The organism is Ruegeria sp. BF8 (assembly GCF_056538625.1).
On record NZ_JBQFTL010000004.1, the window covers coordinates 79,514 to 102,349 of the forward strand.

Below are 22,836 nucleotides of genomic sequence, written 5' to 3' on the forward strand. Positions count from 1 at the left end.
AGCGCATCCCAACCTTCATCTTCTGTCAAACAACCGCATCACAGCGCCAGCGCGGCCGCGATCTTTTCCGCCAGCCGTACGGCCACTGCGTCCTTGCCCATGCGCGGCCACTCCTCGGCACCCGCATCCGATATCAGCACGACCGCATTTTCGGCCCCACCCATGATGCCGGTCACCGGACTGACATCATTGGCCAGAATCCAATCGCACCCTTTGCGCGCCCGCTTGGCGGTTGCGTGGGCGATCACATCATCCGTCTCTGCGGCGAAACCCACGACCAAGCTAGGTCGGCCGGTCTCCAGATGCGAAATCCGTTTGAGGATGTCCGGGTTTTCGGCAAATTGCAGTGCAGGCATTCCGTCGCGGCTTTTCTTCAACTTGCGGTCTGATGCCCCGTCTACCCGCCAATCGGCCACGGCTGCGGCAAACACGCCCGCATCCACCGGCAGAGCCGCGTCCACCGCATCCGACATTTGTTGCGCAGTCTCAACCTGCACAACCTGGACGCCCTGGGGTGGTGGCACATCCGCGGGGCCGGTTACGAAAACGACTTCGGCCCCCAGGGCCGCCAAAGCGTTGGCAATCGCCGTCCCCTGCGCCCCCGAGGATCGGTTTGCGATGTACCGAACCGGATCAATCGGCTCATGCGTCGGCCCCGACGTCACGAGAATCCGCTTACCCTTCAGTGGGCCATCCGACAAGGCAGACTCGACCGCCGCCACGATTTCGAGAGGTTCTGACATGCGGCCGGGGCCGAACTCGCCACAAGCCATGTCACCGTCATTGGGTCCGACAAACCGGACGCCGTCCGCGATCAACTGCTTGTGGTTCCGGCGAGTTGCCGGATGGTTCCACATCCGCACGTTCATCGCCGGCGCACATAAAACAGGGGTATCCGTGGCCATCAACAGGGTCGATGCCAGATCATTGGCCAGACCCCCGGCCATCTTTCCCATCAAATCCGCAGTCGCCGGGGCCACGACGATCAGATCAGCCGAACGTGACAGCTGGATATGTCCCATCTCGGCCTCGTCCGTCAGGTCGAACAGATCACGATAAGCTTTTTCACCGGCAAGTGCAGACACGGACAAGGGGGTCACGAATTCCTCGGCAGCGCGGGTCAGGACCGGGGTCACCGCCGCCCCGCGCTCCTTCAACCTTCGGATCAGATCCAGCGATTTGTAGGCCGCGATCCCACCGCCAAGGATCAGGAGGATCCGTTTGGATGCCAGCATGTTCAGCCCTTCCCGGTCGTGCTCGGCCTCGACACTATGCAACCCATGCCCCGAGTTCCAGCGCTTAATTCTGGGACTCGAAGGCCTTGCAAGGGTCTTCGCGTTCGGCCGCGGGGCTGTCAATCACCGCGTCAAATTCACCGGTCACGACACCGTCTTCGGCCTGACCGAGAACAAAGACCTTCAGGCCCGGACGCAGGCGCGACAGAAAGGTCGGAATGCCCTGATCCTTGCGCGCGTGCCCGTTTCCGGTAATCACCGCCACCGGACCGCCGGTTTCATCAATTGCACGCAGAATGGCCCGGGTCAGAACAGCATCGCGCAGACGCTGGATCGCCACCAGTTGCGGCAAGGCCTCGGCGGGAACTGCGTTGCAATGCGCTGCCAATTGCTCGGCCTCGCGCGCCGCCTGATCCTCGGGCGCCAACGGAATGTTCAACCCATATCGCGCCGCATCCGCGCCCAGGGTCGTTGCGGCACCGCGTTCCATCGCAGCTCGCGCAGCCGCGCGCGGCACCATCGCTCCGTATACCGGGGCCTCTGATGCTTGGAAAACAGGGTAATACATGCTGAGCGGCGGCCATCCCGTTTCGGCCCATCTCAGGATACGTGACAACTCCTCGGGGTTCGAGGCGGCAGTCTGCGCCAGTCTCTGAGCGCCTTCCTCGGTCACCATTTCCCAGACCATTGCAGACGGGTCAATGTCCGCAATCGCTTCGGTCTGGACCAGGTGGTGTAGGGGGTTGTCGTGAACCTCACCAAGGATCACGACATCGGCGTCCTTCATCTGCGCCAAAATATCGTCGGGGATAAGCTCCCCGGCCAGAACTGGCCGGGTCAAAAGTGTCAGCGACAGCACGGCCGTCGTCAGAATCGCAAGATGTCTCATGCGAAGAAGTGTTGCACCTCGCGCGATTGAGCTTCAAGGTTCTTGCGCATCTTCACGAACGCCGCTGCCTCAAGCTGTCGCACGCGTTCCTTGGACAAACCCAGTTCCTGACCCAGGCTCTCCAATGTGCGCGCCGGCTCACGCAGCTTGCGCTCGCGCACGATGAACCGTTCCCGATCGTTGAGCGCCTGCATCGCCGTGATCAACCATTCGCGCAATTGGCGGGTATCGTGGCTGTTCTCGACAGTTTCCGCAGCTTGCTCGCGATCATCCTCCAACGCGTCGATCCACTCGCGACCATCCTCGTCAGCCGATTGAACGGCGTTCAGGGAAAAGTCTGAGCCGGCCAACCGGCCGTGCATCATTTCCACATCGCGCAGCGGTACACCGATCTCGGCCGCAATCATCTGGTGCAGTTGATGGCGGTCCAATTCAACGCCATCGGTCGCGGCTTCGCGCTCCAACCGGGCCTGCACGCGACGCATGTTGAAGAAAAGGGATTTCTGGGACGATGTCGAACCGGTCCGTACCATAGACCAGTTGCGCATCACGTAATCCTGAATGCTGGCCTTGATCCACCACACCGCATAGGTAGAAAAGCGGACTCCGCGATCCGGGTCGAATTTGTCAGCGGCCTTCATCAGGCCCAGCCCGGCCTCTTGGATCAGGTCATTCATCGGCGCGCCGTAGCGTTTGAACTTGGCCGCCATTGAAATGGCCAGACGCATATAGGCCGTTATCAACCGGTGAAGGGCCTGTTCGTCGCGCTCGTCTCGCCAGGCATAGGCCAGGCGCAATTCGGTTTCCGCATCCAGCAATTCGGCTTTCATAGCCTGCCGGGACATCGAGAAGTCGTTCGGGTTATCCAGTGCCATGCAGCTCTCCCATCTGTCGTAGGCGCCGCCGGTCTTGCCTTGCCGACGTATGGTCGATACGCAAGGGCGCACCGGGTGGATCACTGTAAAGGTAGTAAAAAATGCATCCCGATTTAACCTTTGTCCTGGGTGGCGCGGCATCGGGAAAATCTGCATTTGCCGAGCAACTCGTTGTTTCAACAGGTAAAACCCGCGTCTACCTGGCAACATCACAAGTGTTTGATGATGAGATGCGCCTAAAAATCAGGCGCCATGTGGACCAAAGAGGCGACGGCTGGGCCACGATCGAAGCCCCGATGGATCTGCGCCCGGCGCTGGCGGGGCTGAGCCGGGATCAGGTCTGTCTTATCGATTGCGCCACGATGTGGCTCAGCAATCACCTGCTGGCCGACAGCGATCTTGAACAGGAACAGGCCGCCCTTCTGGCCGCGCTACGGACCTGCCCCGCGCAGGTCATTATCGTCTCGAACGAAGTGGGGCACGGTATCGTCCCCGACAATGCGCTGGCCCGCAAGTTCCGCGAGGCGCAGGGGCGGTTGAACATCGCCCTCGCCGCCCAAGCCGGCCTTGTGGTTCAGGTCATCGCGGGACTACCGCAGGTTTTGAAAGGCCAGTTGCCGTGACCCGGTTGCACCTTGTCCGCCACGGCCCGACCCATGCCAAAACGATGGTGGGCTGGTCCGATATTCCCGCCGACCTGAGCGACCACGCGGCCCTCGCGCGCCTGCATGACCACCTGCCGCAGGATGCGCTGGTCATTTCGTCGGACCTGTCGCGCGCCGCGGATACGGCCACGGCCATTCAGGGCACGCGTCGCCGGCTGCCGCACCATCCCGACCTGCGCGAGATCCATTTCGGCACGTGGGAGATGCGCGCATTCGCCGAGATCGAGGCCGAAGACCCCGAACTGGCCTTTGCCTATTGGGACAGCCCCGGCGACGTGCGCCCGCCCAACGGCGAAAGCTGGAACGCGGTCCGCGCGCGGGTCGACGCGGCGATCGACGGGTTGATCGGTATGCATACAGGCGCCGATCTGGTGATCGTGGCCCATTTCGGCGTAATCCTGACCCAGGTACAGCGCGCCCTTGACCTGGACGCGCAACGGACCTTTGCCCATCGCATCGACAACCTGTCGGTGACCGAGCTGGCCTTTGACGGCAGAACTTGGTCGGCCGGCCGGATCAATCATCTTCCGTGAACGCAACACGCACAAATCGGCGTTTTACTGATTCCAGAAGTTCGGCCATCCTCGGGCCATGACCTATGACCTTTTCATCGGGGACCGCCTGTTTTCCAGCTGGTCCATGCGCGGCTGGCTGATACTGGAAAAATTCGGCCTGCCCTACACGACCCACATGATCGGCCTGTATTCGGGCACGATGGCCCGGGACATGCAGCCGCTGGTCCCGGCCCGTCTGGTCCCCGCGCTGCGCCTGCCCGACGGCACGGTGGTCGGTGAAAGCCTCGCCATGGCCGAGACGCTCGCCGAACGCCACCCCGATGCGGGGCTTTGGCCGCGGAACGCCGCCGCCCGCGCAACCGCCCGTTGGCTGTGTGCCGAGATGGTCGCCGGGTTCCACGCGCTGCGGTCGGCCTGCCCCATGCAACTCAAACACCGCTGGAAAGGGTTCGAGCCGACCAACGAAACCCGCGCCGATCTGACCCGGATCGAGACCCTGTGGGCGCATGCGCGCAAAATCTCAGGCACGGAGACCGGCCCATTGTTCGGCAGCTATTCCCTGGCCGATGTGTTCTATACGCCGGTCGCAGCCCGGATCATCGGCTACGGTCTGCCCGTGTCCGTGCAGAACCACGACTATTGCATGGAATTGTTTTCAGACCCGGCGGTTCGGCAATGGCGCGCGATGGGGCTGACGGTCGACTACGACCCGTTCCCCTATGACCAGCCGCTCGACGCCGAGCCCTGGCCGATCGGCGGAACCTCGACGGCCCGCGCAGTTGAGGCGGCGTCATCGGTCAATGACCTCTGCCCTTATTCCGGCAAGCCGGTGACCGCATTTCTAGAGCTGGATGGAAATCGATGGGGCTTCTGCAACACCTTCTGCCGCGACAAAACCGTGGCCGACCCCGGCGCATGGCCGAAATTCACGCAAATGATCCGGCAGGCAGTGTGACCGTTAACCATTCCTAAACCGGCGCCATGGCAGCAAGGTCCTGTTAACCAAGAACAGGATCGCCATGGTCGCCCGCGCTCATACCGTTGCCTTTCAGGGGGTCGAGGCCCGCCCGGTCGAGGTGCAATGCGCCGTTTCCCCCGGGCTGCCCGCCTTTTCGATCGTCGGCCTGCCGGACAAGGCCGTGTCCGAGGCCCGCGAACGCGTGCGCAGCGCGCTTGGCGCGATGGCCATTGCGCTGCCCTCCAAACGCATCACGATCAACCTGTCGCCCGCCGACCTGCCCAAAGAAGGCAGCCATTTCGACCTGCCGATCGCGCTGGCCCTGCTCTGTGCGATAGACATCCTGCCCGCCGACGCCGCCGAAGGCACCATGGCTCTGGGCGAACTTTCGCTGGACGGCTCATTGGTGCCCGTGGCCGGCGCCCTGCCCGCCGCAATGACCGCCGCGGCCGAGGGCCGCACGCTGCTGTGTCCGCGCGCGTCAGGTGCCGAGGCGGCCTGGGTCGACGCGACCCAGGTGATCGGGGCCGCGTCCCTGGCCGACGTCGTGCGCCATTTCACCGGCCAGGCGCCCCTGCCGGTCGCGCAACCCGGTGAGGTCAGGTTGGAGCCCTCGACCCGCGATCTGCGCGACGTCAAAGGGCAGGAACGGGCAAAACGCGCGCTGGAAATCGCAGCGGCCGGCCGTCACCACATGATCATGATCGGCACGCCGGGGTCAGGCAAATCCATGCTCGCCGCCCGCCTGCCCGGCATATTGCCGCCGTTGACGCCCACCGAGGCCCTCGAGACCTCGATGATCCAATCGCTGTGCGGCATGCTGGACGAAGGCGGCATCAGCCGGACCCGCCCGTTCCGCGAACCGCATCACACGGCGTCGATGGCGGCGATCGTGGGCGGCGGAAAGGGCGCGAAACCTGGCGAGATTTCCCTGGCCCACAACGGCGTGCTGTTCATGGACGAATTCCCCGAGTTTCCGCGAACGGTTCTCGAAACCCTGCGCCAGCCAATCGAGACCGGCGAGGTCATGGTCGCCCGCGCCAACGCCCATGTGAAATACCCCTGCCGGTTCATGCTGGTGGCGGCGGCGAACCCCTGCAAGTGCGGATATCTCAGCGATCCGTCCCGCGCCTGCTCGCGCGCGCCGATCTGCGGCGAGGACTATCTGGGCCGCATATCGGGGCCGTTGATGGACCGGTTCGATCTACGGATCGAGGTGCCGCCCGTGGGCTTTACCGACCTCGACCTGCCGCCATCCGGAGACAGCTCGGCCACCGTCGCCGCGCGGGTGCAACAGGCGCGCGTTGTTCAGGCCCGGCGCTTTCAGGACACGCCCGGGATTCGCCAGAACGCCGATATCGAGGGCAATCTGCTGGAAGAGGTCGCCGCACCTGACGCCGAGGGCAAGGACCTGCTGGTCAAGGCGGCCGAGCGGTTCGGCCTGTCGGCACGGGCCTACCACCGCATTCTGCGCGTGGCCCGCACCATTGCCGATCTGGAGGGCGCGCCCGATGTGCGTCGCCCCCACGTGGCCGAGGCGCTGAGCTATAGGATCAGCGCCCGGGTTGCGGCCTAGACCTTGGCCTCGATCGCCTGCCAGATCTTTTCGGCGATATTGGTTCCGTTGAACCGCTCCAATTCCTGGATTCCGGTGGGCGAGGTCACGTTGATTTCGGTCAGATAGTCGCCGATCACGTCGATACCTACAAAGATCTGGCCCTTTTCCTTCAGCAGCGGACCGATGGCCGCGCATATCTCAAGATCGCGGTCGGTCAGCCCGATCTTTTCGGGACGGCCACCCACATGCATGTTCGACCGGGTCTCACCCTCGGCCGGAACGCGGTTGATCGCGCCGACCGGTTCGCCATCGACCAGGATCACCCGCTTGTCGCCGTTGCGCACATCCGGCAGGAATTTCTGAACGATCAGCGGCTCGCGCGAGAAACCGGTGAACAACTCGTGCAATGAAGTCAGGTTGCGGTCATCGGCATCCAGCCGGAACACGCCGGCCCCGCCATTGCCATAGAGCGGCTTGAGGATGATATCGCCGTGCTTTTCCTTGAACGCCTTGATGGTCTGCAGATCGCGGGCGATCGTGGTGGGCGGCGTCAGGTCGGGAAAATCCAAAACCAGCAGTTTTTCCGGGTAGTTGCGCACCCAGAACGGATCATTCACCACCAGCGCCTGACCGCGCAACCGATCCAGCAGGTGCGTCGACGTGATATAGTGCATGTCGAACGGAGGGTCCTGCCGCAGCCAGACGACATCGAAATCCGCCAGATCAACCTCGCGCTCAGGCCCCAGAACCGCCGGCTGGTCCGCAACCCGCTGCACCGTCATGTCGTGACCGCGGGCGGTGATGCGCCCCTCTTGATAGGCCAGCTGATCGGGTCCGTAGTAAAACAGTTGGTGCCCACGGGCCTGGGCTTCTTCGGCCAGCCGGAACGAGCTGTCGGCATTGATGTCCACGGCCCCGATCGGGTCCATCTGAAAGGCGATTTTCATGGCGTGTCCCTCGTAGTCACGCCAGATACATGGCCCAGCGGGGACAGGTGTTCAATGGCGATCAGCCCTGACCAAAGGCGTTTTCGACGATTTGCACTGCGCCCGTTGCATCCACCAGAGCCGCGTCGAACCGGACATCGGTCAGCTGCCCGCCCGGTTCCTGGGCCAAATACTGCGCCGCCGAGGCGCATATGCGGCCGATCTGACGCTTGCTGATCCGGGCGGCGGCGCTGCCAAAGGTTTGGCTTTTCTTGACCTCGACGAACACAAGGCCCTGTGCATCTCGGACGATCAGGTCGATCTCGCCACCCGCGCCGCGCCAACGCCTGTGACAGACCTTGAACCCTCGGCTCTCGTAATCGGCAGCGACGCTGTTCTCGGCCGCCTGCCCGGCGTGATAGGAAACCGAGCCCTGGACCGACCGTCGCGCCATATCATCCCTTTCCTATCTTCAGGGCCTTCTGGTAGATCGGCCGCCGTGGTAAATCATACATCCTGGACACCAGATCCGCCGCATCCCGCACCGAGTGCGTTTCCAGAGCCTGTCGCAGCGCCTCTTCTACATCTGAATCGTTAACGGCTTGTGAATGGGCACGGTCCACCAGCAAGACGATCTCGCCCTTCACGGTGGCATCTCGATACTGTTCGGACAGCTCTGCAAGGCTAGCCCGCCGGATTTCTTCGAACTTCTTGGTCAGTTCACGACAGACCGCGGCCTGACGCTCGCCACCCAGAACCTGCGCCAGATCCGACAGGCACGCCCCCAAACGCTTGGGAGATTCGTAAAACACCAGCGTCCCGGGAACATCCCGCAACGCCTCGATCCGTGTTCGGCGGGCGCCGGACGCATTCGGCAGGAATCCGGCGAAAAAGAAGGCGTCCGTCGGCAAGCCCGCCAGGGTCAGCGCCGTAACGACGGCTGACGCTCCAGGGGCGCAGGTCACGCTGAACCCGGCCTCGGCCGCCTTCTTGCCCAGATCATAACCCGGGTCGGCGATCAGGGGCATGCCGGCCTCGGACGCGTAGGCCACGGACTTGCCTTGGGACAGTTCGGCAATCAGTTTTTCACGCGCAGCCGTGCCGCTGTGGTCGTGATAGGCCAGGATGCGCCGCCCTTCGAGGGGTACACCGTGAATCTCCATCAATCTGCGCAGGCTGCGTGTATCTTCCGCCGCGATCACATCAGCCGAGGCCAGAACGTCCAGCGCCCTGAGCGTAATGTCGCGCGCCGTTCCGATCGGAGTGGCAACAAAATACAGCCCCCCAGCCAATCTTACCTTTTGGAAATTCAAAGCTGGACCCTCGCAGCGTGACGTTTATTATCGCGGCGTGATAGAACAGCAGCGTTCTTTGCCGCCGGATCAGGGAGTTTTCATTTAGATGTTTACCGTTTGCAAGCCCGTTCGCAAACTGGCGAAATTCGCCATCGGCCTGACCACGGCGGCATTTTTGGCCGCCTGCGAACCCGGCGCCACCGGGCGCGGACCGTCGATAGACACGTCAGAGCCGATCCCCGTTGCCCTGCTGGTGCCCAAATCGGGCGACGCCGCGTTGGCGCAAAGCCTTGAGAACGCTGCACGGCTGGCCATGGCAGATCTGAACAACGTCAAGATCGATCTTCGCGTCTATGACACTGCCGGCAATCCGAACACGGCAGCCGCAGTTGCACAACAGGCCGTTGCCGACGGCGCAAAGGTCATTCTGGGGCCGGTCTACGCGCAGGCTGCAAATGCTGCCGGCCTTGCGGTTCTGAGCAAGAACGTGAACGTTCTGTCCTTCTCGAACAATACCAGCATTGCCGGCGGAAACGTGTTTGTCCTTGGCCCGACCTTCGACAACACGGCCAACCGGCTTGTCAGCTACGCCGGCAAACAGGGAAAGAAAAGCACCGTCATCGTGCACAGCAACGATGCGGCAGGCCAATTGGGCCAGGCGGCAATCTCGAACGCACTTGGCAACAGCCGTGTGGCGAATGCGGGTGTGGTCGGTTTTGATCGATCTCAGCAGGGCGTGATCGACGCCATTCCTGCGATCAAGGCAACTGTGGACTCGACGGCGGCGGATTCGCTCTTTTTGACCGCCACGACCGCCGGCGCGCTGCCGCTTTTCAGCCAGTTGCTGCCCGAGGCCGGTGTCTCACCGGCAACCGTGCAATATATTGGCCTGACACGCTGGGACATTCCGGCCCAGACGCTGGAACTGCCGGGAGTGCAGGGCGGATGGTTTGCCTTGCCTGACCCTGCCAAGGCCCAGGCCTATCGCGTGCGGTACAACGCGACCTATGGCGAGGCACCGCATCCGATCAGCGGCCTGGCCTATGACGGCATCGCCGCCATCGGCGCTCTGGCCAGCCAAGGGAAGTCCAATGCCCTCTCCGCCGCGGCCCTGACCCAGAATGCCGGGTTCCAGGGTGTTGGCGGTATTTTCCGTCTGCGCCCGAACGGTACGAATGAACGAGGTCTGGCCGTGGCCACGATCCAGAACAAACAGGTAGTTGTGATTGACCCTGCCCCGCAAAGCTTCTCTGGCGCCGGTTTCTGATCAGCTTGTGACGATCCCCGCGCCGGCTGGCGCATTGATCTGCGACGCCAGCGAAATCTTCGATGGCGAAAAGGTCAACGCGCTGCTGTCGAAGGCCCTGAAAGACATTCCGGAAACGGCCGCAGCCCGAAACGAGGCCGTCCGGATCCTGCGGGACGCTCAGAAATCCGGGCGTCAGGCCATCGAAGAGGCATTCGCCGCCCGGCCCTTCGACGCCCGGCCTTTGACGCGATCCTACACCTATCTGACCGATGGGCTGGTCTGCGCCGCGATGACTGTGGCCGGACAGCATCTGCATCCATTGGCCAACCCGACCCAGGGCGAGAAGATGGCGGTTTTGGCCGTGGGCGGCTATGGGCGCGGCGAGATGGCGCCGTTTTCGGATGTCGATCTGCTGTTTCTGACTCCCTACAAGATCACCGCCTGGGCCGAGAGCGTGATCGAGTCGATGCTGTACATCCTGTGGGATCTACGGCTGAAAGTCGGGCATTCCTCGCGCACGATCCGTGATTGCCTGCGTCTTGGAGACGAGGATTTCACGATCCGGACAGCGATGCTGGAACAGCGCTATCTGGCCGGTGATCGGGACCTGGCCGATGAGCTGGAAAGCCGGCTGAAATCCGAGCTGTTCAAAGGAACCGAACGCGAATTCATCGAAGCCAAACTGCATGAACGCGACGAACGCCACCACAAGCAGGGCGAGCGTTACATGGTCGAACCGAACGTGAAAGAAGGCAAAGGCGGCCTTCGTGACCTGCAGTCCCTGTATTGGATCGCCAAATACATATACGGCGTTCACGACGTGGCTGAACTTGTCCCACTGGGGCTATTCACCCAGGACGAATTCAACACGTTCGTTCAGGCCGAAGACTTCCTTTGGGCCGTACGTTCGCATCTTCATCTGGTGACACGGCGCGCAACCGAACAGCTGACCTTTGATCTGCAGGTCGAGGTGGCCGACCGCATGGGTTACGAAGACCGAGCGGGCCGCCGGGCCGTCGAAATCTTCATGCAGCGGTACTTCCGAGAAGCCACGAAGGTGGGAGAACTGACACGGATCTTCCTGACCAAGCTTGAAGCGTCACATATGAAGAACGCGCCGTTGCTGGAACGCATCTTCAGCCGCAAGCCACGGGTCAAGCCGGGCTATAGGGTTGTTCATGGCCGGCTGGACGTGGCCGACCCCAAAAGCTTTTTGTCCGACAAGCTGAATCTACTGCGTCTGTTCGAGGAAGGTCTGCGCACGGGTATGCTGATCCATCCCGATGCGATGCGGCTGGTCACGGCCAACCTGCACCTGATCGATGACGAAATGCGCAACGACAAAGAGGCGAGGCGCATCTTTCTGGATCTGATGCTGAAACACGGCAATCCCGAACGCGCGCTGCGCCGCATGAACGAGTTGGGCGTTCTGTCGGCCTTCATCCCCGAGTTCGAGCCCATCGTGGCGATGATGCAGTTCAATATGTACCACAGCTACACGGTGGACGAGCACACGATCCAGTGTATCATCAACCTGGCGCAGATCGAACGGGGCGAACTTGTCGAAGCGCTGCCGCTGGCCTCGTCGATCCTCGAGGGCGGAGTGAACCGGCGTGTGCTTTACGTCGCTCTGCTGTTGCACGACATCGCCAAGGGCCGCCCCGAGGATCACTCGATCCTGGGGGCAAAGATCGCACGGACGGTCGCGCCTCGGCTGGGGTTGAACAAGAAAGAATGCGAAACCGTCGAATGGCTGGTGCGGTATCACCTGCTGATGTCGGACATGGCGCAGAAGCGTGACATCTCGGACCCGCGCACGGTGCGCGACTTCGCCAAGGCGGTTCAGACCGTCAAACGGCTGGATCTGTTGACGGTCCTGACAGTCTGCGACATCCGCGGCGTTGGGCCGAACACCTGGAACAACTGGAAGGCCACCCTGCTACGGGCCTTGCACGCGGAAACCAAGCGCGCGCTGGAAACCGGCATGGAGGACCTCAACCGTGCCAATCGTGGCGCCGAGGCCAAGAAAGCGCTGCGTGACGCGTTGTCAGCCTGGTCCAAGGCCGACCTCAAAACGGAAACCGGTCGGCACTACGATCCGTATTGGCAGGGACTCAACCTCTCGACCCATGTCGAGTTCGCCGAAATGCTGCGCGCGCTGGAAAAAAGCGCGGATCCGGCGGCGATGGAAATCCGGCTGCACCCTGACGAAGACCGGGATGCGACGCGGGCCTGCTTTGCCATGGCCGACCACCCCGGTATCTTTTCCCGGATTGCCGGTGCGCTGGCGCTTGTGGGCGCAAACGTGGTCGATGCCCGCAGCTATACCACCAAGGACGGCTACGTGACTGACGCGTTCTGGATTCAGGACGCTGACGGCCACCCGTTCGAACTGTCGCGTCTGCCGCGCCTGACCCAGATGATTCAGCGCACCCTCAAGGGCGAGGTGGTGGCCCGCGAGGCACTCAAGTCCCGCGACAAGATCAAGAAGCGGGAAAAGGCGTTCAACGTCCCGACGCACATCACCTTCGACAATGAAGGGTCCGAGATCTACACGATCATCGAAGTCGACACCCGCGACCGGCCCGGCCTGCTCTACGATCTGGCCCGGACCCTTGCCGCCGCCAATGTCTATATCGCCAATGCCGTGATCGCGACCTATGGCGAGCAGGTGGTGGATACGTTCTACGTCAAGGACATGTTCGGGCTCAAATACCACTCGGAGGCCAAGCAGAGGACGCTGGAAGCCAAGCTGCGCACCGCGATCACCGAAGGCGCCGAGCGGGCGGCCTCATGAAGCAGATCCGCCTGTTCTCGGGCCTGTTCACGGTCGGGTTCTGGACCCTTGCCAGCCGTATTCTGGGCTTTCTGCGGGAAATCCTGCTGACAGCCTATATCGGGCCGGGGCCGGTAATGGATGCTTTCGTCGCAGCCTTCCGCCTGCCCAACATGTTCCGCCGGTTCTTCGCCGAGGGCGCTTTCAACGCAGCCTTCGTTCCGATGTTCTCGAAACGGCTGGAAGGCGGCGAAGACGCGCAGGGGTTTGCGCAGGATGCGTTCAACCTGCTGGCGGCGGCCGTTCTGGCGCTGGTCGGGCTGGCCATGGTGTTCATGCCGGGGCTGGTCTGGCTGACGGCCGAAGGGTTTTATGGCGACGAACGTTTCGATCTGGCGGTCGGCTACGGGTATGTCGTCTTTCCCTACATCCTGTTCATGTCTCTGGCCGCGCTGTTTTCCGGGGTTCTCAATGCCACCGGTCGATTCGCCGCCGCTGCAGCGGCTCCGGTCCTGCTGAACATCTTCGCCTGCACGGCACTGATCGTAGGCGCGGCAACCGGAGGCGAGGTCATCCGTTGGCTCATCGCCGTCATACCCATTGCCGGGGTCGCTCAACTGGCGCTGGTTTGGGTCGCCACCGAACGCGCCGGAATTCGCATCCGGTTCGGCCGACCGAAGCTCAGCCCTGAAATGCGCAACATGGTTCGGATCGCGGTACCGGCGGCACTTGCCATGGGGGTGACGCAGGTCAATCTCGTTGTCGGGCAGCTGGTCGCGTCAAAGACCGAAAAGGCCATCAGCTGGCTCTTTGCCGCCGACCGGCTGTATCAGCTGCCGCTGGGCGTGGTCGGCATCGCCGTGGGCATCGTGCTGTTACCCGACCTGTCGCGCCGCCTGCGCGCGGGGGACGGCGACGGTGCGCGCAACGCCTTTTCCCGCGCCGGCGAGTTCACCCTGTTGCTGACCATTCCGGCCACCGTGGCCTTCGTGCTCATCCCGGTGCCGCTGGTCTCGGTCCTGTTCGAACGCGGACAGTTCACCCCCGAAGACACGGCTGCCACCGCGCTGGCCGTGGCGGTTTATGGCATCGGCCTACCGGCCTTCATGCTGCAAAAACTGCTGCAACCGCTGTTCTTCGCGCGCGAGGATACCCGCGCGCCCTTCCGCTATGCCGGTGTGGCGATGGTCATCAACGCCGTGCTGGCCTTTGGGCTGTTCCCGATCGTCGGCTGGATCGCCCCGGCCATCGCGGCCTCGGCCGCCGGGTGGGGCATGGTGGCGCTGTTGGCACTGGGAGCCCGGCGCATGGGCGACGAGGCCCGTTTCGACGACCGATTCAAGCGCCGCGCGCCCAGGATATTGGCCGCCTCAATAGGAATGGGCGTGGTGCTGATCGCATCGATGCAGCTGTTCGGTTGGACGTTCGAGGTTCCGGGCTGGCGCTATCTGGCCTTGCTGGGCCTGATCGTGGTCGCGGCACTGTCTTACTTCCTTCTGGGCCACCTGCTGGGCGCATTCCGTCTGTCCGAGTTCCGGTCCGCCCTGCGGAGATCCTGACCGCCTCAATCCCGCCGGATACGGCCCACCAGCCGCGCCCATCCGCCCGGTGCCACGAAGAACGACAGCCCGAACCCGGTCGCGAAGCCACCCAGGTCGGCCACCCAATCCGAGGTACCGCCGAAGATCAGCCCGAACAGAAGTTGGATGCCCATCAGCACCGCGATCAACTGGAACGCCCGCGCCTGGTTCTCTCCGACCAGCGACAGCCTGCGCCACAGCAGCCAGGTGAAGGCGCCGATCAGGCCATAGACCGGCGGGAAGCCCCCGACCAGCGGATAGCGCGGGTCCAGCAGCACCGCATAGGCCAACGCCCCGCCCACGCCGGACAACACGAAGATCACCAGCATCGCAAAACCGCCAAAGACCTCGCCCACCATCTTGCCCATCGCCAAAACGAAGACGCAGACAAAAAGCGCTTGGGTAAAGCTGCCTGACACGAAGGGGTAGGTGAAGAACCGGATCACATGCTCGACCGGCCAACGCCCGTTCATCACCATCCAGTCGAAGATGTCGGCCGAGAAGGAATAGCGCTGGATCGCCTCCAGCCGCCAGCCCACCGCGCCCGGTCCGCCGACCAGGCCGCGCGTGCCGAGTGTGAAGGCCAGTTCGATCCCCATGATGAACAAGACCAGCGCTACCACCACGGGTGGCAGGGGGTTCACGGGGGGTGTGTAATGCTCGCTGCTCATTGGGCGGGCCTTTCGCGGCTGTTGACGTCCCTTTGCCTCATGGGTAAGCGACGGAGGCTTATTTTTCCAGACGGGAGTTCCCTTCCATGACCGAGACCAAGTTCACGCCGCGCGTGTTTTCCGGCATTCAGCCCTCGGGAAACCTGCATCTTGGCAACTACCTTGGTGCGCTCAAGCGTTTTGTGGATATGCAGGGGCCGGAGATGGAGACCGTGTACTGCATGGTCGACCTTCACGCGATCACCGTCTGGCAGGACCCCAAGGAACTGGCGCATTCCACGCGCGAGCTGTGCGCGGGCTTCATCGCCGCCGGCATCGACCCCGAACAGTCGATCCTGTTCAACCAGTCCCAGGTGCCCGAGCACGCGCAACTGGCCTGGATCTTCAACTGTGTCGCGCGCATGGGCTGGATGCAGCGCATGACCCAGTGGAAGGACAAGGCCGGCAAGAACCAGCAGAACGCCTCGCTGGGTCTGTTCGCCTATCCCTCGCTGATGGCCGCCGACATTCTGGTCTACCACGCGACCCATGTGCCGGTGGGCGACGACCAGAAACAGCATCTTGAGCTGACCCGCGACATCGCCATCAAGTTCAACCACGACTATGGCGTCGATTTCTTCCCGATCACCGAACCGGTGATCGAGGGCGCGGCGACGCGCGTGATGAGCCTGCGCGACGGGGCCAAGAAGATGTCCAAGTCGGATCCGTCCGACATGAGCCGGATCAACATGACCGACGATGCCGACACCATCGCCAAGAAGATCCGCAAGGCCAAGACCGACCCCGATGCCCTGCCCTCGGAGGTGGACGGGCTGGAAGGCCGCCCCGAGGCGCGCAACCTGGTCAACATCTATGCCGCGCTCAGCGATCAGACGGTCGAGCAGGTTCTGGCCGAGGTCGGGGGCAAGCAGTTCGGTGACTTCAAGCCGATGCTGGCCGATCTGGCAGTCGCAAGGCTGTCGCCGATCTCGACCGAAATGGCGCGGCTGATGGGCGATCAGGCCGAGATCGACAGAATCCTGGACCGTGGCGCGGAACGGGCGCGGGAAATCGCGGCTCCGATCCTCAGCCGCACCTACGAAATCGTGGGGATGGTGGGCGCCGGCCGCGCCTGAGCACCAGACAGAAACTGCAGCGCCGCCCCTGATCCGGGGCGGCGTTTTCCGTTGCAGGTCAGGCGGCCTGCGGGTGCAGTTTTTCCTCAACGATGGATTCGGCCACCGCACGAGGGCTGACGCCATCGACCTTGGCGCGGGTCAGGATGCGGTCCATCGTCCGCTCCAGCGCCTCGAGCCGCTGACCGACCCAGGCTTCGCGATCCCTGATCTTCAGGATCTCGGTTGCGACGTTCACGATCCCGCCGCCATTGGCCACGAAATCCGGAGCATAGAGGATGCCGCGGTCATGCAGGCGCTGCGCGTCAGCATCAGTTGCCAACTGGTTGTTGGCCCCTCCGGCCACCGCGCTGACCTTCAGAAGCGGAATGCTGGTTTCGTTCAGGATGCCGCCGATGGCGCAGGGCGCGAAAATATCCGCCTCGGCCGCATAGATCGCATCGGGCGCGACGGCCTGCGCTGCGAACCGGTCCCCCAGCCGGGCGGTCTGGCCCGCATCGATGTCGGTGATCACCAGTTTTGCCCCTGCGTCATGCAACAACGCACACAGATGTTCGCCCACATGGCCCAGCCCCTGCACCGAGACGGTCTTGCCGCTCAGATCCCCGGACCCGAACCGATGCCGCGCGGTGATGCGGATGGCGTTGAAGATCCCGCGGGCGGTGACCGGCGACGGGTCGCCGCTGGCGAACGGGCCGTCGGGCAGACCGGCGACATATTCGGTTTCGGTGCCGATCTGGGCCATGTCGGCCGGGGTCATCCCCATGTCCTCGGCCGTCCAGTACCGGCCACCAAGGCTTTGAACCACGCGCCCGAAGGCCTGCAGCAACCGAGGCGTCTTGTCCGCGTTCGGGTCGCCGATGATCACGGCCTTGCCCCCGCCCAGCGGCAGATCGGCCGCCGCGTTCTTGTAGGTCATGCCCCGCGACAGGCGTAGCGCATCGTCCAGCGCCTCGGACGGGTGGCCATAGGTGCGCATCCGCACGCCGCCCGCTGCAGGCCCCAACTGCGTGGAGTGGATTGCCACAAAGCCCGAAAGCCCGCTGGCGGCGTCTTTGAATTCGACCACACGCTCGTGATCTGGCGCGTCAATCGTGGTTATTTCCATTTTGCTCCTCCGGAAAGACAGATGGATTCTGCCACATCCGACCGAGCGATTTTCGCCAATACATGCTGGTCAACTTATCTCTCTTGGAGATAATAGTAATCTGATCCGATCATATTAGGGATTCTCTCCATGGACCAGATCGACCGCAAGATCGTGCGCGCGCTGCAGCAGGACGGGCGCATGACCGTTCTGGACCTGGCCGAAAAGGTGGGCCTGTCGCCCACACCCTGCGCGCGGCGGCTGGACCGCCTGCGCCGCGACGGGGTGATCACCGGATATTCGGCCCAGGTCGACCCTGAGAAGCTGGGCTTTGGCGTCACGATTTTCGTGTCGGTCGAACTGGAGAAACAGGACCGCCACGCCATCGACGCCTTCGAACGCGCCATCCTGCGATGCGATGAGGTGATGGAGTGTTACCTAATGACCGGCTCGCGCGACATCCTGCTGCGTGTCGTGGCGCGTGACCTGACCGCCTTTGACGCGTTTCTGGAAAACCGGCTGATGCAGATTCCCGGCATCCGCAACCTGCGCTCCAACTTCGCTCTGCGCGCAATGGTCAAGCGCGACGTGTTGCCTATGGCGACGGGATAATCTGCTGGACCTCAGGCGCGCGCGCTCCTACGGTTCGGCGGAATTGACGGAGGGCACAATGGCAGTCGGCAAGAATATCCGCACTTATTTCGATGGCAAATGGCACGATAGCGATGCCCCGATCATGCGGGCTGCGGACCACGGGGCCTGGTTGGGTTCGTCAGTGTTTGACGGAGCCCGCCGATTTGATGGCATGACCCCGGATCTGGCCGCGCATTGCGACCGGGTGAACCGCTCGGCCGAGGCGCTGATGCTCACTCCGACCGTGACCACCGAACAGATGGTCGAACTGATCCGCGAAGGTCTTGAAGCTTACCCGACCGAGGCCGCCGTCTACATTCGCCCTATGTACTGGGGGATCGACGGAGACGCGACGGCGATCGTGCCGCAGGGTGACAGCACAGGCTTTGCCATCTGCCTCGAAGAAATCCCGATGGCGCCCGAGGCGGCCTCGGTCACGCTGACGACCACCCGCTTCCGCCGCCCGGTTCTGGAAAGCGCGGTAGTCAACGCCAAGGCCGGGTGCCTTTATCCAAACAACGCCCGAATGCTGGCGGAAGCACGATCCAAGGGGTTCTCAAACGCATTGGTGACCGATGCCATGGGCAACGTGGCAGAAACCGCAACGGCCAACATCTTCATGGCCAAGGATGGCGAGGTGTTTACTCCGGCACCGAACGGCACCTTCCTTGCAGGCATCACCCGTGCGCGGCACATCGACAATCTGCGGCGCGACGGTGTGACGGTTCACGAAACTGTTCTGACCTTCGACGATTTCCACGACGCGGACGAAGTGTTCATGTCCGGCAACATGAACAAGGTCACGCCCGTGACCGCACTGGACGACACGCAATATCAGATTGGCCCTATCACGCGCCGCACGCGCGCGCTCTACTGGGACTGGGCAGCCAGCAACCAATAAGCGACGGTCCCTCGCGGCCCGAGTTGCCAGACACCGAATGCTCGGGCATGATCCCGAAAACCGAAGAGGACATTCATGCGCAAGTTCCTTGTAGTTCTTGACGATAGCCGCGAGTGCCTGAACGCCATGCGTTTCGCCGCGATGCGTGCTGCGCATACCGGCGGGGGGGTGACCATCCTCTCGGTCATTCCTCCGGACGAGTTCAACCACTGGATCGGCGTGGCCGAAGTGATGCGGGAAGAAGCCCGCGAACGTATCCATGCGCATTTCGAGGTGTTTGCCAAATGGATGCGCGACAAGCAGGGGATCGAGCCTGAACTGGCGATCCGCGAGGGTGAACCAGTTCCGCAGATCATCGAGCATGTCCGCTCGGATCCCGAAATCGGCGTCCTTGTTCTGGGTGCAGGTACTGACAAGAAGGGCCCCGGTCCACTGGTCACTCAGTTGACGCGGAATTCCGGCAGCTTGCCGATTCCGATTACCATCGTTCCGGGCGACCTGAGCAAGGAGAAGCTCGAAGAGATCACCTGATGCCCGCCACCCTGCACTTCTGGTTCGATTTCGCCTCGACCTATTCCTACCTCAGCGCCATGCGGGTCGAACGGGACGCGGCAGCCTGCGGCGTGCAGGTGGACTGGCAGCCATTCCTTCTGGGTCCCATTTTTGCCGAGCAGGGGTGGGAAACCTCACCGTTCAACATCTATCCAGCCAAGGGGCGGTACATGTGGCGCGACATGGAACGGCTTTGCCGGCAGCATGGCCTGCCCCTGACCCGACCTGCCGAGTTTCCGCAAAACAGCCTGAAGGCCGCACGCCTTGCGCTCGCCATCCCTCAACGTGAAGCGCGCGCTGCATTCTCCTGCGCCGTTTTTGCCGCGCAGTTTGGCCAAGGCCTGAACATTTCGGTAGAGCCAGTCCTGCGCAGCGCCCTGTCCGCCGCCGGCCTCCCCGAGGACATGATCGACCGAACCGCAGACTCTGACATCAAGAGTGCTCTGTTTGACCAGGTTGCCCGCGCCAAATCGCTGGGGATCTTCGGCGCCCCCAGTTTTGTTGTGGATGAGGAGCTTTACTGGGGCGATGACCGACTGGACATGGCCATCCGACAGGCTGCAGCGATTTAGAACCGTTCCAAATCTTGACTTCCCGGCCGCTGACGCGCATATCAGAGCCAACTGATACGGAGCGCGCCATGTTCATCCAGACCGAATCCACACCCAACCCGGCCACGCTGAAATTCCTGCCCGGTCAGACCGTGCTCGAGGCCGGTACAGCGGATTTCCCGACCGCCGAAGCCGCGCAGAACTCGCCGCTGGCGCAGCGCATCTTTGCGGTCAGCGGTGTGACCGGAGTTTTCTTCGGCAATGACTTCGTAACCGTCACCAAAGACGACGGCGTGCAGTGGGACCACATCAAACCCGCCATCCTGGGCGCTGTGATGGAGCACTACCAGTCCGGCCAGCCGGTGATGGGGGCCGGGGTGGAAACCGCGTCCGGCCATGCTGAACATTCGGGTGAGGACTCGGAAATCGTCAACCAGATCAAGGAATTGCTGGACAGCCGCGTGCGCCCCGCCGTGGCGCAGGACGGCGGTGACATCACCTTCCACGGCTTTGACCGCGGCGTCGTCTACCTGCATATGCAAGGGGCCTGCGCAGGCTGCCCATCCTCGACGCTGACCCTGAAAATGGGGATCGAGAACCTGCTCCGCCATTACATCCCCGAGGTGACCGAGGTTCGCCCTGTTGCCGTCTGATCAGACAATTCTGGCATTTGACACATCGGCCGCGCATTGCGCGGCCGCTTTGCTGCGCGGGCCAGACATCGTCGTGAGCCGCGCCGAAACCATGACCCGCGGCCAGGCGGAACGCCTGATGCCTTTGCTTCAGGACATCCTGGCAGAAGGCGGGGTTTCTTGGGCGGATATCGACGCGATCGGTGTCGGGACGGGTCCGGGCAATTTCACTGGAATTCGCATCTCGGTCTCCGCCGCCCGAGGGCTGGCGCTTGGATTGAACAAACCGGCAATCGGCGTTTCGGGCCTTGAAGCCCTTGCGGCTTTGGCACCTGAAGGGCGGACCCCAGCCATTCCAGCCCCCCGGGAACATGTTTACCTGCTAGCGCCCGACGGGACGCCGCAGCTGATGACGCAGGAACAGGCAGAATCACTTGGCGCCCTGTTTTTGTGCGACGATGCGAATGCAGTCGTCCGGGCCATCGCCCGGATTGCATCCGAACGTGTTGACCTTGTGTCAGGTCCCCCGGCCCCCCTGTACGTTCGTGCCGCAGACGCCGCCCCGTCGCGCGATACGCCGCCGCCTTTGCTGGACCCATGACCCCACAGGAAATGGCCGAGACCCACGGCGCGGCTTTCACCCAGTCCCGCCCCTGGACTGCTGATGAATTCGCTGATCTGCTTGCCAGCCGCTTCACCCATGTCGTTGGAAACAAAACAGCATTTGCCCTGGTCCAAGTCATCGGCGACGAGGCTGAGCTGCTGACCATCGCGACGCATCCCGATCATCAGCGGCAGGGTCTGGGCCGCGCCTGCATGCAGGCTTGGCATGACAAGGCTCACGATCTGGGTGCGCGCCGGGCGTTTCTTGAGGTGGCATCGGACAACGCGGCCGCCATTGCACTCTACCAAAGTTGCGGCTATGCGCGCTGCGGTCTTCGGCCGGGATATTACCGGCGCAGCAAGGCTGACAAAGTAGATGCAATCTTGATGGAGCGCGCGCTACCCTGACGAAAGCCGGGCATTTCTGAGACCAAATGGTCAAAAAGCGGTTGACCATGGCTGTTTCAGACGGCCTTAATTGCCGCTATCACAGCAGTTCTGCTCGCTCTGAGCGGGGCTGGGCAAAAGCCCCTGCCCCGAAGCCATAAAAAACAACGGGAGTATATGATGACCCTGATGAAATCCTTGATGGGCGCGGCCGCCGCGTTTGCACTGACCGCAGGTGCGGCGCTGGCCGAACCGGCGATCATCTTCGATCTGGGCGGCAAGTTCGACAAATCGTTCAACGAAGCAGCCCATAACGGCGCCAAGCGCTGGGCCGACCAAACCGGCAAATCCTATCGCGAAATCGAGCTGCAGTCGGAAGCGCAGCGCGAACAAGCCCTGCGTCGCTTCGCTGAAGCCGGTGCAAACCCGATCATCACCATGGGCTTTGCCATGGCTGATCCGCTGGCCGCCGTCGCACCTGACTATCCCGACACCAAGTTCGTTGCCGTCGACGTCAGCTGGCTGGACGCGCCTAACATCCGCCAGGTCTCGTTCGCCGAGCATGAAGGTTCGTACCTGGTCGGCATGATGGCCGCGATGGCATCCAAGTCGGGTACGGTCGGATTCATCGGTGGCATGGACATTCCGCTGATCCGGCACTTTGGCTGCGGCTACGCCCAGGGCGCGAAGGCCGTGAACCCTGACATCAACGTCGTAGCCAACATGACCGGCACCACCCCGGCCGCTTGGAACGACCCGGTGAAGGGTTCGGAGCTGACCAAAGCTCAGATCAGCCAAGGCGCTGACGTGATCTACGCTGCCGCAGGCGGTACCGGCGTCGGTGTTCTGCAGACCGCGGCTGACGAAGGCATCCTGTCGATCGGCGTGGACAGCAACCAGAACCACCTGCACCCAGGCAAGGTTCTGACCTCGATGCTCAAGCGCGTGGACGTGGCCGTTTATGACGCCATGAAAGCAGGCGAAGATGTCGAGACCGGCAAGTTCACCATGGGTCTGGCACAGGACGGTGTCGGCGTTGCCATGGATGAAAACAACGCCTCGCTGGTGAGCGACGAGATGAAGGCCGCCGTCGAAAAGGCGCGCCGCGACATCATCGACGGCAATGTCACCGTCGTCAGCTACTACGAGAACGACAGCTGCCCGGCACTGCAGTTCTGATATC

The 22,836-nt window shown here is 62.8% G+C and carries 24 protein-coding genes; 16 read left to right on the top strand and 8 right to left on the bottom strand.

Going from position 1 to position 22,836, the window contains the following annotated elements:
• Positions 1-38: 38 nt before the first annotated feature.
• The 3 genes from coaBC to ACR0LD_RS13995 form a co-directional block, all read right to left on the bottom strand.
• Positions 39-1,235, bottom strand: coding sequence for a bifunctional phosphopantothenoylcysteine decarboxylase/phosphopantothenate--cysteine ligase CoaBC (gene coaBC / locus ACR0LD_RS13985; RefSeq protein ID WP_170342599.1), 1,197 nt, complete (start codon positions 1,233-1,235; stop codon positions 39-41).
• Between the two features lie 64 nt (positions 1,236-1,299).
• Positions 1,300-2,124 carry a ChaN family lipoprotein gene (locus ACR0LD_RS13990; protein ID WP_480637505.1) on the bottom strand — a complete coding sequence of 275 codons (825 nt, stop codon included), beginning with the start codon at positions 2,122-2,124 and terminating at the stop codon, positions 1,300-1,302.
• A complete protein-coding gene (locus ACR0LD_RS13995) occupies positions 2,121-2,999 on the bottom strand; it encodes an RNA polymerase factor sigma-32 (RefSeq protein WP_093963433.1) in 879 nt (292 codons plus the stop codon). Before ACR0LD_RS13995 ends, ACR0LD_RS13990 begins: the two co-directional genes overlap by 4 nt.
• A gap of 101 nt (positions 3,000-3,100) precedes the next feature.
• Between ACR0LD_RS13995 and cobU the strand changes: the two genes are divergently transcribed.
• The 4 genes from cobU to ACR0LD_RS14015 all read left to right on the top strand — a co-directional run bounded on the left by cobU (position 3,101) and on the right by ACR0LD_RS14015 (position 6,713).
• Positions 3,101-3,622 carry a bifunctional adenosylcobinamide kinase/adenosylcobinamide-phosphate guanylyltransferase gene (cobU, locus tag ACR0LD_RS14000; RefSeq protein WP_170360197.1) on the top strand — a complete coding sequence of 174 codons (522 nt, stop codon included), beginning with the start codon at positions 3,101-3,103 and terminating at the stop codon, positions 3,620-3,622.
• Positions 3,619-4,197, top strand: a complete 579-nt coding sequence (locus ACR0LD_RS14005) for a histidine phosphatase family protein (RefSeq protein ID WP_170440305.1) — start codon at positions 3,619-3,621, stop codon at positions 4,195-4,197. The genes cobU and ACR0LD_RS14005 overlap by 4 nt, the downstream gene beginning before the upstream one ends.
• Positions 4,198-4,255: 58 nt before the next feature.
• A complete protein-coding gene (locus ACR0LD_RS14010) occupies positions 4,256-5,134 on the top strand; it encodes a glutathione S-transferase (RefSeq protein WP_480637507.1) in 879 nt (292 codons plus the stop codon).
• 64 nt (positions 5,135-5,198) lie between these two features.
• Entirely contained in the window at positions 5,199-6,713 is a 1,515-nt protein-coding gene (locus tag ACR0LD_RS14015; protein WP_480637509.1) for a YifB family Mg chelatase-like AAA ATPase, read from the top strand.
• Here ACR0LD_RS14015 and gshB read toward each other — a convergent pair.
• The 3 genes from gshB to rsmI all read right to left on the bottom strand — a co-directional run bounded on the left by gshB (position 6,710) and on the right by rsmI (position 8,934).
• The gene (gshB, locus tag ACR0LD_RS14020; protein WP_170360189.1) at positions 6,710-7,642 is read right to left on the bottom strand and encodes a glutathione synthase; all 933 of its coding nucleotides are present in this window, start codon (positions 7,640-7,642) and stop codon (positions 6,710-6,712) included. The two genes, ACR0LD_RS14015 and gshB, sit on opposite strands and share 4 nt — an antisense overlap.
• Positions 7,643-7,703: 61 nt before the next feature.
• Positions 7,704-8,075, bottom strand: coding sequence for a YraN family protein (locus ACR0LD_RS14025; RefSeq protein ID WP_480637511.1), 372 nt, complete (start codon positions 8,073-8,075; stop codon positions 7,704-7,706).
• A gap of 1 nt (position 8,076) precedes the next feature.
• Positions 8,077-8,934, bottom strand: coding sequence for a 16S rRNA (cytidine(1402)-2'-O)-methyltransferase (rsmI, locus tag ACR0LD_RS14030; protein ID WP_170360185.1), 858 nt, complete (start codon positions 8,932-8,934; stop codon positions 8,077-8,079).
• An 88-nt stretch (positions 8,935-9,022) separates the two neighbouring features.
• On the opposite strand from rsmI, the gene ACR0LD_RS14035 reads away from it, so the two are divergent.
• Genes ACR0LD_RS14035 through murJ form a run of 3 tightly spaced genes read left to right on the top strand, consistent with a single transcriptional unit; the run spans position 9,023 to position 14,500 of the window.
• Positions 9,023-10,183: a penicillin-binding protein activator gene (locus ACR0LD_RS14035; protein WP_480637513.1), complete on the top strand. Its 1,161-nt coding sequence runs from the start codon at positions 9,023-9,025 to the stop codon at positions 10,181-10,183.
• The gene (locus ACR0LD_RS14040; protein WP_170583116.1) at positions 10,143-12,962 is read left to right on the top strand and encodes a [protein-PII] uridylyltransferase; all 2,820 of its coding nucleotides are present in this window, start codon (positions 10,143-10,145) and stop codon (positions 12,960-12,962) included. The genes ACR0LD_RS14035 and ACR0LD_RS14040 overlap by 41 nt, the downstream gene beginning before the upstream one ends.
• The gene (gene murJ, locus ACR0LD_RS14045) at positions 12,959-14,500 is read left to right on the top strand and encodes a murein biosynthesis integral membrane protein MurJ (protein ID WP_480637515.1); all 1,542 of its coding nucleotides are present in this window, start codon (positions 12,959-12,961) and stop codon (positions 14,498-14,500) included. The genes ACR0LD_RS14040 and murJ overlap by 4 nt, the downstream gene beginning before the upstream one ends.
• Before the next feature lie 5 nt (positions 14,501-14,505).
• On the opposite strand, the gene ACR0LD_RS14050 is transcribed toward murJ, so the two are convergent.
• On the bottom strand, positions 14,506-15,192 hold the full coding sequence (locus ACR0LD_RS14050) for a rhomboid family intramembrane serine protease (protein ID WP_170342144.1): 687 nt from the start codon (positions 15,190-15,192) through the stop codon (positions 14,506-14,508).
• Positions 15,193-15,278: 86 nt separating this feature from the next.
• On the opposite strand from ACR0LD_RS14050, the gene trpS reads away from it, so the two are divergent.
• A complete protein-coding gene (gene trpS / locus ACR0LD_RS14055; protein ID WP_480637517.1) occupies positions 15,279-16,307 on the top strand; it encodes a tryptophan--tRNA ligase in 1,029 nt (342 codons plus the stop codon).
• A 58-nt stretch (positions 16,308-16,365) separates the two neighbouring features.
• Here the strand turns inward: trpS and ACR0LD_RS14060 are convergent, their stop codons facing one another.
• Positions 16,366-17,415 carry a Glu/Leu/Phe/Val family dehydrogenase gene (locus tag ACR0LD_RS14060; RefSeq protein ID WP_480637519.1) on the bottom strand — a complete coding sequence of 350 codons (1,050 nt, stop codon included), beginning with the start codon at positions 17,413-17,415 and terminating at the stop codon, positions 16,366-16,368.
• Positions 17,416-17,544: 129 nt separating this feature from the next.
• Here ACR0LD_RS14060 and ACR0LD_RS14065 point away from each other — a divergent pair, with 129 nt between their 5' ends.
• From ACR0LD_RS14065 to ACR0LD_RS14100, 8 genes are all read left to right on the top strand, one after another.
• Positions 17,545-18,006, top strand: coding sequence for an Lrp/AsnC family transcriptional regulator (locus ACR0LD_RS14065; protein ID WP_480637521.1), 462 nt, complete (start codon positions 17,545-17,547; stop codon positions 18,004-18,006).
• A 58-nt stretch (positions 18,007-18,064) separates the two neighbouring features.
• Complete coding sequence (locus ACR0LD_RS14070) at positions 18,065-18,928, top strand: branched-chain amino acid aminotransferase (protein ID WP_170342152.1); 864 nt, start codon at positions 18,065-18,067, stop codon at positions 18,926-18,928.
• A 75-nt stretch (positions 18,929-19,003) separates the two neighbouring features.
• Positions 19,004-19,459 (top strand): universal stress protein, encoded by a 456-nt coding sequence (locus ACR0LD_RS14075; protein ID WP_170342153.1) that lies wholly within the window; start codon positions 19,004-19,006, stop codon positions 19,457-19,459.
• A complete protein-coding gene (locus ACR0LD_RS14080; protein ID WP_480637523.1) occupies positions 19,459-20,052 on the top strand; it encodes a DsbA family protein in 594 nt (197 codons plus the stop codon). Before ACR0LD_RS14075 ends, ACR0LD_RS14080 begins: the two co-directional genes overlap by 1 nt.
• Before the next feature lie 68 nt (positions 20,053-20,120).
• Positions 20,121-20,684 carry a NifU family protein gene (locus ACR0LD_RS14085; protein ID WP_093963451.1) on the top strand — a complete coding sequence of 188 codons (564 nt, stop codon included), beginning with the start codon at positions 20,121-20,123 and terminating at the stop codon, positions 20,682-20,684.
• Positions 20,674-21,264 (top strand): tRNA (adenosine(37)-N6)-threonylcarbamoyltransferase complex dimerization subunit type 1 TsaB, encoded by a 591-nt coding sequence (tsaB, locus tag ACR0LD_RS14090; RefSeq protein ID WP_170436108.1) that lies wholly within the window; start codon positions 20,674-20,676, stop codon positions 21,262-21,264. Before ACR0LD_RS14085 ends, tsaB begins: the two co-directional genes overlap by 11 nt.
• Entirely contained in the window at positions 21,261-21,674 is a 414-nt protein-coding gene (gene rimI, locus ACR0LD_RS14095) for a ribosomal protein S18-alanine N-acetyltransferase (RefSeq protein ID WP_480637526.1), read from the top strand. Before tsaB ends, rimI begins: the two co-directional genes overlap by 4 nt.
• A gap of 159 nt (positions 21,675-21,833) precedes the next feature.
• Complete coding sequence (locus ACR0LD_RS14100) at positions 21,834-22,832, top strand: BMP family lipoprotein (protein ID WP_093963454.1); 999 nt, start codon at positions 21,834-21,836, stop codon at positions 22,830-22,832.
• Positions 22,833-22,836: the final 4 nt, after the last annotated feature.

Coding starts and splice junctions, on each gene's coding strand:
- coaBC (WP_170342599.1), bottom strand. CDS start 1,235: ATGCTGGCATCCAAACGGATCCTCCTGATCCTTGGCGGTGGGATCGCG.
- ACR0LD_RS13990 (WP_480637505.1), bottom strand. CDS start 2,124: ATGAGACATCTTGCGATTCTGACGACGGCCGTGCTGTCGCTGACACTT.
- ACR0LD_RS13995 (WP_093963433.1), bottom strand. CDS start 2,999: ATGGCACTGGATAACCCGAACGACTTCTCGATGTCCCGGCAGGCTATG.
- cobU (WP_170360197.1), top strand. CDS start 3,101: ATGCATCCCGATTTAACCTTTGTCCTGGGTGGCGCGGCATCGGGAAAA.
- ACR0LD_RS14010 (WP_480637507.1), top strand. CDS start 4,256: ATGACCTATGACCTTTTCATCGGGGACCGCCTGTTTTCCAGCTGGTCC.
- ACR0LD_RS14015 (WP_480637509.1), top strand. CDS start 5,199: ATGGTCGCCCGCGCTCATACCGTTGCCTTTCAGGGGGTCGAGGCCCGC.
- gshB (WP_170360189.1), bottom strand. CDS start 7,642: ATGAAAATCGCCTTTCAGATGGACCCGATCGGGGCCGTGGACATCAAT.
- ACR0LD_RS14025 (WP_480637511.1), bottom strand. CDS start 8,075: ATGGCGCGACGGTCGGTCCAGGGCTCGGTTTCCTATCACGCCGGGCAG.
- ACR0LD_RS14035 (WP_480637513.1), top strand. CDS start 9,023: ATGTTTACCGTTTGCAAGCCCGTTCGCAAACTGGCGAAATTCGCCATC.
- murJ (WP_480637515.1), top strand. CDS start 12,959: ATGAAGCAGATCCGCCTGTTCTCGGGCCTGTTCACGGTCGGGTTCTGG.
- ACR0LD_RS14050 (WP_170342144.1), bottom strand. CDS start 15,192: ATGAGCAGCGAGCATTACACACCCCCCGTGAACCCCCTGCCACCCGTG.
- trpS (WP_480637517.1), top strand. CDS start 15,279: ATGACCGAGACCAAGTTCACGCCGCGCGTGTTTTCCGGCATTCAGCCC.
- ACR0LD_RS14060 (WP_480637519.1), bottom strand. CDS start 17,415: ATGGAAATAACCACGATTGACGCGCCAGATCACGAGCGTGTGGTCGAA.
- ACR0LD_RS14065 (WP_480637521.1), top strand. CDS start 17,545: ATGGACCAGATCGACCGCAAGATCGTGCGCGCGCTGCAGCAGGACGGG.
- ACR0LD_RS14070 (WP_170342152.1), top strand. CDS start 18,065: ATGGCAGTCGGCAAGAATATCCGCACTTATTTCGATGGCAAATGGCAC.
- ACR0LD_RS14075 (WP_170342153.1), top strand. CDS start 19,004: ATGCGCAAGTTCCTTGTAGTTCTTGACGATAGCCGCGAGTGCCTGAAC.
- ACR0LD_RS14080 (WP_480637523.1), top strand. CDS start 19,459: ATGCCCGCCACCCTGCACTTCTGGTTCGATTTCGCCTCGACCTATTCC.
- ACR0LD_RS14085 (WP_093963451.1), top strand. CDS start 20,121: ATGTTCATCCAGACCGAATCCACACCCAACCCGGCCACGCTGAAATTC.
- rimI (WP_480637526.1), top strand. CDS start 21,261: ATGACCCCACAGGAAATGGCCGAGACCCACGGCGCGGCTTTCACCCAG.
- ACR0LD_RS14100 (WP_093963454.1), top strand. CDS start 21,834: ATGACCCTGATGAAATCCTTGATGGGCGCGGCCGCCGCGTTTGCACTG.